The organism is Inquilinus sp. (assembly GCF_039594555.1).
Taxonomy (GTDB): Bacteria; Pseudomonadota; Alphaproteobacteria; order DSM-16000; family Inquilinaceae; genus Inquilinus.
On the sequence record NZ_JBCNNF010000413.1, the window covers coordinates 1 to 6,145 of the forward strand.

Consider the following 6,145-nt stretch of genomic DNA (forward strand, 5'->3'; position numbering starts at 1 on the left):
ACCTACGACCAGGGCAATCCGGAGAAGGCGCAGGAACTGATGGAGAAGGCCGGCTATGCCGGCGAGCCGATCCGGATCCTGACCAGCCAGCAATACGAGTTCCACTACAAGATGGCGCTGGTGGCGGCGGAATATCTGAAGGCCGCCGGCTTCAAGGTCGACCTGCAGGTGTCGGACTGGGCGACGCTGACCCAGCGCCGCAACGATCCGGCGCTGTGGGACATCTTCTTCACCCACAGCCCGTTCCTGCCCGAGCCGGCGCTGAATCTCGGCATGTCCGAGAGCGGCCCGGGCTGGTGGTCGACCGAGCGCCGCCGCGCCGCCTTCGACGCCTTCAACGCCGCGTCCGACCCGGCGCAGCGGGCGAAGCTCTACGGCGACGTCCAGGCCGCGATCATGGCCGAAGTGCCGTTCATCAAGGTCGGCGACTTCAACGCCCTGTCGGCCAAGTCGCCGAAGCTGAAGGGCTACGACCCGTCGCCCTGGCCCTTCTTCTGGAACACCTGGGTGGAGAGGTGAGGGCGGTGCCGGTGCTCAACCACTTCTTTTTATTGTTATCCTCGGGCTTGACCCGAGGATCCAGGGCGGCAAGAGCCGCTCTCGGTGGCCCCTGGATTGCCGGGTCAAGCCCGGCAATGACAGAAAAGGGGTGCCTGAAGATGTTCAGGACGGCATAGCCCCATGCTCTCCTACATCGTCAATCGCCTGATCGGCATGGTCGCGGTGATGTTCATCGTGGCGACGGTCGTGTTCGTCATCATCCGGGTGACGCCGGGCGACCCGGCGGCGGTGATGCTCGGCCCCGACGCCCAGCCCTCGGATGTGGTCGAGCTGCGGGCCAAGCTCGGCCTCGACCAGCCGCTGCCGGTGCAATACGTCACCTGGCTGGGCCAGATCGCGGTCGGCGATCTCGGCCAGTCGATCTTCCTGAACCAGCCGGTGCTGGACGCGATCGGCGACCGGGCCGAGCCGACGCTGATGCTGACCATCCTCTCGATCCTGATCGCGGTCGCCATCGCCCTGCCGGTCGGCATCGCCTCGGCGGTCTGGCGGGGCTCGGCGCTGGACCAGTCGGTGCTGACCCTGTCGATGTTCACCGCCAGCATCCCCAGCTTCTGGCTGGGCCTGATCCTGATGCAGATCTTCGCGGTCAAGCTCGGCTGGTTCCCGGTGGCGGGCTATGGCGGGCCGGGCGCGACGTTCCTGGAGCGAATGAGCCATCTGGTGCTGCCGGCGATCGTGCTGGGCCTGGTCAACTCCGCCCTGATCACCCGCTTCACCCGCGCCAGCATGCTCGACGTGCTGAACGACGACTATGTCCGCACCGCCCGGGCCAAGGGCCTGCCGGAGCGGCGGGTGGTGCTGAAGCACGCCCTGAAGAACGCGCTGATCCCGATCCTGACCGTGATCGGCCTGACCACGGCGCTGCTGGTCTCCGGCGCTGTCGTCACCGAGACGGTGTTCGGCCTGCCGGGCGTCGGCAACCTCGTGGTCAACGGCGTGCTGCGGCGCGACTATCCGGTGATCCAGGGCGCGCTGCTGGTGATCGCGGCGCTCTACGTCCTGGTCAACCTGGCGATCGATCTCCTCTACCTCTTCGTCGACCCGAGGGTGCGCACCTGATGGCCGCGACCGCCTCCGTTTCGATCGCCGGCGAGCGCATGAAGCTCGCCCGCCTGCTGCTGCGCCGCAAGACCGCGATGATCGGCCTGATCATCCTGGTCGTGCTGGTGCTGGCCGCCGCCTTCGCGCCGTACATCACCAGCTACGCGCCGCAGAAGCTGTCGATCGTGAACCGATTGAAACCACCGAGCGGCGCCCACTGGTTCGGCACCGACGAGTTCGGCCGCGACGTCTTCACCCGCGCCGTCTATGGCGGCCGGCTGTCGCTGTTCGTCGGCTTCGCCGTGGTGATCCTGTCCTCGGTGCTGGGCATCGTGCTCGGCCTCGTCGCCGGCTTCTTCCGGTCGGCCGACAAGGTCGTGGCCCGGGTGATCGACGCGATGATGGCCTTCCCGGACATCCTGCTGGCGATCTCGCTGGTCGCGGCGCTGGGGCCGTCGCTGGTCAATGTCATCGTCGCGCTCGGCATCGTCTACACGCCGCGGCTGGCCCGCATCGTCCGCGCCTCGACCCTGGTGATCCGCGAGCTGCCCTTCGTCGAGGCGGCGCGCGCGCTCGGCGTCTCCACCTGGCGCATCGTCACCGCCCATGTCCTGCGCAACCTGTGGTCGCCGATCCTGGTGCAGGGCACCTTCATCTTCGCCTATGCCATCCTGGCCGAGGCCGGCCTGTCCTTCCTCGGCGTCGGCGTCTCGCCCGAAATCCCCACCTGGGGGACCATGATCAATGCCGGCCAGCAGTACATGGGTTCGGCCGACTGGATGATGGTCTTCCCTGGCCTCGCCATCGTGCTGTCGGTGGTGTCGCTGCAGATGGTCGGCGACGGCCTGCGCGACATCCTCGATCCCCGCCTGCGCAAGGAACTGTGATGCCTGTCCTGATCCGCGCCGCCCGTCCGGTCGGCTTCCCAGATCACTCTGGTGACACCCCGCTCGACATCCTGGTCGCCGACGGCCGCGTCGCCGCCGTGGGGCAGGGGATCGATGCCCCGTCCGGGGCCGAGATCGTCGACGGCGGCGACGGCTGGGTGTCGCCCGGCTGGGCCGACCTGCACGCCCATGTCTATCACGGCGGCACCGACATCTCGATCCGCCCGTCCCAGGGCGGGCTGGCGCATGGCGTCACCACCATCGTCGACGCCGGCTCCGCCGGCGAAGGCAACTTCGTCGGCTTCCGCGAGTTCATCGCCGAGCCGGCGGCGGAGCGGGTGGTCGCCTTCCTCAACATCGGCTCGATCGGGCTGGTCGCCTGCAACCGGGTCAGCGAGCTGATCGACCAGCGCTCGATCGACATCACCCGCACCCTGGCGGTGATCGAGGCCAACCGCGACATCATCCGCGGCATCAAGTGCCGGGCCTGCAGCACGGTGACCGGCGCCTGGGGCATCACCCCGGTGAAGATCGCCAAGAAGGTGGCGAAGATCAGCGGCCTGCCGCTGATGGTGCATGTCGGCGAGCCGCCGCCGCTGCTGGAGGAGGTGCTGGCGGTGCTGACCCCCGGCGACGTCCTCACGCATTGCTTCCACGGCAAGCCCGGCGGCAACATCCTGGAGGATGAGGAGCTGTTCGGCATCGCCAAACAGGTCGTGGAGGCCGGGGTGCGGCTCGATGTTGGGCATGGCGGCGCCTCCTTCTCCTTCAAGGTGGCGCGCGCCGGGATCGAGCGTGGGCTGAACCCGTTCTCGATCTCCACCGACCTGCATCTGCGCTCGATCGAAGGCCCGGTCTGGGACATGGCGACCACCATGTCGAAGCTGCTGGCCGTCGGCATGCCCTTCGCCGAGGTGGTGGCCGCCGCCAGCACCCGTCCGCGCTCCGTGGTCGGGCTGCCGGAAACCGGCAATCTGACGGTCGGGGCGGAGGCGGACTTCACCGTCTTCGGGCTGGAGGATGCGTCGGTGACGCTGCCGGATTCCTCCGGCGACAGCGCCACGCTCGACAAGCTGTTCACGCCGCGCCATGCGGTGCTCGGCACCAAGTCGGTCAAGGCGGCCCGGCTGTTCGATCCGGCGGTCCATACATGAGTGCGTCCAGCCGCGACATCGTCCTCGCGGTCGAGGATCTGCGGACCTGGTTCCACAGCCGGGACGGCGTCGCCAAATCGGTCGACGGCGTGACCTTCGACCTGGCGCGCGGCGAGACGCTGGCGATCGTCGGCGAAAGCGGCTCCGGCAAGTCAGTGACCAGCCTGTCGATCATGGGTCTGCTGCCCAAGCCGGCCGGGCGGATCGAGAGCGGTGCCATCCGTTTCCGCGACCGCAAGGGCACGACCCACGACCTGGCCCATGCCTCCCAGGCGCTGCTGCGCCGCCTGCGCGGCGCCGAGATCGCCATGATCTTCCAGGAGCCGATGACCAGCCTGAACCCGCTGTTCACCGTCGGCGACCAGATCGCCGAGGCGGTGCAGCTGCATGAGGGCACCGGCCGGGCCGCGGCGACGGCCCGGGCGCGGCAGATGCTGGAGCTGGTGGAGATCCCGGCGGCGGCGTCGCGGCTGAACGACTATCCGCACCAGATGTCCGGCGGCATGCGCCAGCGGGTGATGATCGCGCTGGCCCTGTCCTGCAACCCATCGGTGCTGATCGCGGACGAGCCGACCACGGCGCTGGACGTCACCATCCAGGCCCAGATCCTGGACCTGCTGCGCCGGCTGCAGGCCGAGATCGGCATGTCGATCCTGTTCGTGACCCACAATATGGGCGTGGTGGCCGAGATCGCGCATCGCGTCGCCGTGATGTATGCCGGACGGGTGGTGGAGGAGGCGCCGGTGCTCGACCTGTTCGACCGGCCGCGCCACCCCTATACCAGCGGCCTTCTGTCCTGCATCCCGAACGCCCGCACCGGCGGCCGGCACGACGATGCGCGGCTGCAGCCGATCCCGGGCACGGTGCCCAGCGTCATGGCCCTGCCGCCCGGCTGCGCCTTCGCCCCGCGCTGCCCGCTGACCGAGGCGCCCTGCGAGGCCGCGGTGCCGGACCTGGCCGCGGTGCAGGCCGGCCACCGCTCCCGCTGCCGGAGGACCGACCAGCTGTGACCGCCGCCGCCCTCCGCACGGCCCCCCAGGCCGATCCCGCCGCGCCGCTGCTCGACGTGCAGAACCTGTCGGTACATTTCCCGATCGGCGGCGGCCGCGTCGTCCGCGCGGTCGAAAACGTCAGCCTGTCGATCCGGCGCGGCAGCATCGTCGGCCTCGTCGGCGAATCCGGCTCCGGCAAGACCACCACCGGCCGCGCCGTGCTGCGGCTGATCGAGCCGACGGCCGGCAAGGTCCTGTTCGACGGCACCGACGTCACGGCCCTGCCGGAGAAGCAGTTCCGCGCCTGGCGCCGGCGGATGCAGATCGTGTTCCAGGACCCCTATGCCAGCCTCAACCCGCGGATGAGCGTAGCCGAGATCCTGGGCGAGGCGTTGGACACCCACGGCCTGGCGAAAGGCCGCCGCGGCCAGCGCATCGGCGAGCTGCTCGAGCGTGTCGGCCTCAACGCCGACCACCAGCGCCGCTTCCCGCATGAATTCTCCGGCGGCCAGCGCCAGCGCATCGGCATCGCCCGGGCCCTGGCGGTGGAGCCCGACTTCATCGTGGCGGACGAGCCGGTCTCGGCTCTCGACGTCTCGGTTCAGGCCCAGGTGCTGAACCTGATCCAGGACATCCAGCGCGACCTCGGCCTGACCCTGCTGTTCGTCGCCCATGACCTCGCCGTGGTCGACTATCTCTGCGACGAGATCGTGGTGATGTATCTCGGCCGGATCATGGAGAAGGGGCCAACCCGCCTGGTCTATGACCGGCCGCGCCACCCCTACACCAAGGCGCTGCTGTCGGCCGCGCCGGTGCCGGACCCGCGGGCGAAGCGCGACCGCATCATCCTGAAGGGCGACATCCCCAGCCCGATCGCGCCGCCCTCCGGCTGCGTGTTCCGCACCCGCTGCCCGATGGCGGTGGAGGCCTGCGCCCAGGCGGTGCCGCCGCTGGCCGAGCGCGAGCCCGGCCGCTTCGTCGCCTGCATCCGCGACGCCGAACTGAACGACGAAACGACGGAATAACCATGCCCAACGTCTACGACCGCCTTGCCGCGCTCGGCATCACGCTGCCCAAGGCGCCGCCGCCGGTCGCGAATTTCGAGACCCACCGGATCACGGGGCAACTGCTGTTCCTGTCCGGCCAGGGGCCGACCGAACCCGACGGCCGACAGTACCGGGGCAAGGTCGGCGGCACGGTCGACCGGCACGATGCCTATCGCCATGCCCGCCTGACCGGCATCAACCTGATCGCGGTGATGCAGGAGGCGCTGGGCGACCTCAACCGCGTCACCGGCATCGTCAAGCTGCTCGGCATGGTCAACGCCGTGCCGGAGTTCGAGCATCATCCGGCGGTGATCAACGGCTGCTCCGACCTGTTCGTCGAGCTGTTCGGGCCGGAGATCGGGCGCCACGCCCGCTCCGCCGTCGGGATGGGGTCGCTGCCGGGCCAGATTACCGTCGAGATCGAAGCCATCGTCGAATTCGCACGGTGATGCCGATGGACC

Annotated in this window: 7 protein-coding genes; all 7 read left to right on the forward strand. The window is 69.3% G+C overall.

What is annotated here, in order from left to right; translation table 11 throughout:
• Positions 1 to 519, forward strand: a 519-nt coding sequence (locus ABDW35_RS30220; RefSeq protein ID WP_343717551.1) for an ABC transporter substrate-binding protein, incomplete at its 5' end; no start/stop codon positions are given.
• A 162-nt stretch (positions 520 to 681) separates the two neighbouring features.
• Positions 682 to 1,623, forward strand: a complete 942-nt coding sequence (locus ABDW35_RS30225) for an ABC transporter permease (protein WP_343717552.1) — start codon at positions 682 to 684, stop codon at positions 1,621 to 1,623.
• Positions 1,623 to 2,492 carry an ABC transporter permease gene (locus ABDW35_RS30230; RefSeq protein ID WP_343717553.1) on the forward strand — a complete coding sequence of 290 codons (870 nt, stop codon included), beginning with the start codon at positions 1,623 to 1,625 and terminating at the stop codon, positions 2,490 to 2,492. Before ABDW35_RS30225 ends, ABDW35_RS30230 begins: the two co-directional genes overlap by 1 nt.
• Entirely contained in the window at positions 2,492 to 3,646 is a 1,155-nt protein-coding gene (locus ABDW35_RS30235; protein WP_343717554.1) for an amidohydrolase/deacetylase family metallohydrolase, read from the forward strand. The genes ABDW35_RS30230 and ABDW35_RS30235 overlap by 1 nt, the downstream gene beginning before the upstream one ends.
• The gene (locus ABDW35_RS30240; RefSeq protein WP_343717555.1) at positions 3,643 to 4,656 is read left to right on the forward strand and encodes an ABC transporter ATP-binding protein; all 1,014 of its coding nucleotides are present in this window, start codon (positions 3,643 to 3,645) and stop codon (positions 4,654 to 4,656) included. The genes ABDW35_RS30235 and ABDW35_RS30240 overlap by 4 nt, the downstream gene beginning before the upstream one ends.
• Positions 4,653 to 5,663, forward strand: coding sequence for an ABC transporter ATP-binding protein (locus ABDW35_RS30245; protein ID WP_343717556.1), 1,011 nt, complete (start codon positions 4,653 to 4,655; stop codon positions 5,661 to 5,663). The genes ABDW35_RS30240 and ABDW35_RS30245 overlap by 4 nt, the downstream gene beginning before the upstream one ends.
• Before the next feature lie 2 nt (positions 5,664 to 5,665).
• Positions 5,666 to 6,133: a RidA family protein gene (locus tag ABDW35_RS30250; RefSeq protein WP_343717557.1), complete on the forward strand. Its 468-nt coding sequence runs from the start codon at positions 5,666 to 5,668 to the stop codon at positions 6,131 to 6,133.
• Positions 6,134 to 6,145: the final 12 nt, after the last annotated feature.